The organism is Acetobacter malorum (assembly GCF_001580615.1).
GTDB lineage: Bacteria > Pseudomonadota > Alphaproteobacteria > Acetobacterales > Acetobacteraceae > Acetobacter > Acetobacter malorum.
Genome location: NZ_LHZC01000013.1, coordinates 1 through 2786, shown reverse-complemented (window position 1 = coordinate 2786; position 2786 = coordinate 1). Strand labels below are relative to the sequence as shown.

Below are 2786 nucleotides of genomic sequence, written 5' to 3'. Positions count from 1 at the left end.
CCCAGCGCCGCCTGCCCGGCCTGCGCCCCGCTCAGGGTTTCTGTCCCGGCTGCCACGTCCAGCGCGCCGCCCCCGGCCACGGTCGGGGGCGGCGCGCTGGACGTGGCGGCCGGGACAGAAACCCTGAGCGGGGCGCAGGCCGGGCAGGCGGCGCTGGGTGTTGAAGCCGGTGCGGCGCTGGATATCTCCGGGGCGGTGTCGGCGCGCACGCTGGCCGGGTCGGGCGATGTCACACTGCAGGACGGCTCCGCCCTGACCCTGAAGGGTGATGGCTCATTTGCCGGGGGCATTGCCGGGGCGGGCGCGCTGGCTATTGAGGGACAGCAGACCCTGACCGGTGAGAACACGTTCACGGGCGGGACAGACATTGCATCCGGCGCTGGCCTGACTGTGGCCGATACGGCGACGCATGCGGCCGGGCTGGCCGGGGCCGTGACGGATGACGGCAGCCTGATCCTCGACAACACGACCGATCCGACCCACAGCACAACACTGGCCGGGGACATTACCGGGGCGGGGGCCGTCATCGCGAAAGACGGCGCGCTGACACTGGCCGGGGCCAACAGCTTCTCCGGTGGCCTGCACGGCGAGAACGCGGTCCTCACGGCCACGACCGCCAGCCTGGGCACGGGCGGCGTGGCGCTGGACGGCGGCAGCCTGACCCTGGCGCAGGATACGGACGGGACCACGGCGGATGCCATCACCGGCACCGGCTCCCTGATCAAGACGGGCCGGGGCACGCTCACCCTGTCCGCCGCCAGCAGCTTCATGGGAGGCACCGCCATCCAGTCCGGCACGGTCGCCATCACGGACGGCGCGGCGCTGGGCACCGGGGCGGTGCGGAACGATGCGGCCCTGACGCTGGCGCTGGCCGGGGACGGCACGGTGGCCAATGCGATCTCCGGCAAGGGCCATGTGTCCAAGTCTGGCGAAGGACGCGTGAAGCTGGCCGGGGCCGGAACCTGGACGGGTGGTGCGGCGATTGATGCCGGCACCCTGGCCGGTGGCGTGAACGCCTTCGGGACCGGCGCGATTGTCGATAACGCGGCGCTGGAAGTTGATGCGGACCGGGACGGGACGTTCGCCAACAGCGTCTCCGGCACGGGGAACGTGGCCTATGATCTGGCGAAGGACGCCGACGTGACGGTGACCGGCCACAATGGCTACGCAGGCGGGACAGATATCGAGACCGGGACCGTGACGGGCGGGGCCGGGGCGTTCGGCTCTGGCAGCATCACGGACAATGGCCACCTTGTTGTCGATCAGGCTTCTGACGCGACCATGGGCAATGCGATTGGCGGCACGGGCAGCCTGACCAAAGAAGGCGCAGGCAACCTGACACTGACCGGCCACAACGACTACGCGGGCGGGACGGATATCGAGCATGGCACACTGACGGCGGGCACGGACTCTCTGGGCACGGGTGCCATCACGGATAATGCGTCTCTGGTTCTGAAGCAGGATTACAACGGCACGGTGGCCGGGGCGATCTCGGGGAGCGGTTCTGTCACCAAACTGGGGACCGGCGACGTGACCCTGCAGGACGTCAACACCTATACCGGCGGGACGAACGTGCTGACCGGGACCCTGACGGGGACGATCAGCAGCTTTGGCACCGGGGCGATCTCCGTAGCCAAAGGTGCGGTGCTGGACATTGACCAGAAGACGGACCCCGAGATGGCCAATGCGATCAGCGGGGCCGGGGCGGTTGTCAAGACCAACACCGGCACCGTGGTCATGACCGGGACCGACACGCACACGGGCGGCACGGTTGTGACGGCGGGCACGCTGGTGACGACGGCCGCCAATCTGGCAGGCGGGCAGGTGGTGAATAACGCGACACTCATCGTGAAGCAGGATTCCGGCACCGCCAACCTCAACACCAGCCTCTCCGGCTCCGGCTCTCTGGTGAAGCAGGGGGCTGGCGTTCTGAATGTGACCGGGGACACGTCCGGGCTGACCGGTGCGACCGACGTCCAGGACGGCACGCTGAACATTGAAAGCGACACCACGTCCGACATTACGACCCGCTCAGGATCTATCCTGTCTGGTCAGGGTTCTGTCGGGAACACGGTCATCGAAACAGGCTCCACACTGGCCCCGGCCGGCGATGGCATCGGTACCCTGCATGTCGCCGGGAACCTTGTGATGAACCAGGGGGCTTCCCTGAAGAGCAACACCGACGGGGCGCATACGGATCTGGTGGATGTGGCCGGTTCGGCGAAGGTCACGGGGGCGGCCGAAGTGCTCTCCAGCACAGGCAATGTCTCTCTGCGGTATGGCCAGAGCCTGACGATCCTGCATGCCGACGGTGGCGTGACGGGGCGGTTTGGCGGCTTCACGACGAACATTGCCAGCCTGTATCCGTTCCTGACGCCGGGCCTGGTCTATGATGCCGATGACGTCATGGTCTCCCTGGTGCGCAATCAGGCGGTGGCTTTTGGGGCCTACGCGATCAGCCGCAACCAGCAGACGGTGGCCTCGGCCCTGGACGGGGCCAGCCTGAGCAACCCGATCGTGACAGCGGTCGAGCAGCAGGGCGGGGAGCAGTCGCGCCGGTCCTACGACAGCCTGTCGGGTGAGATCCGGGCCTCTGTGAAGACGAACCTGATCCAGGACACCCAGCTTGTGCGGAGCGCGGTGTTTGACCGTCTGGCCTCAGCCGAATGCGGGATGGCGGCCGGTGGCCTGAGCACGGCCGGGCTGAAGTCTGGTGAGAAGACGGCGGGCGGGCATTGCGAGAGCGGCCCTGTTCTGTGGGGCGAAGCCTTCGGCGACCATGGCCA

Annotated in this window: 1 protein-coding gene; it reads left to right on the top strand. The window is 68.0% G+C overall.

The annotated features are described in order from the left end of the window. A partial coding sequence (locus AD930_RS00080; protein ID WP_208598535.1) for an autotransporter-associated beta strand repeat-containing protein occupies positions 1-2786 on the top strand: 2786 nt, incomplete at both ends.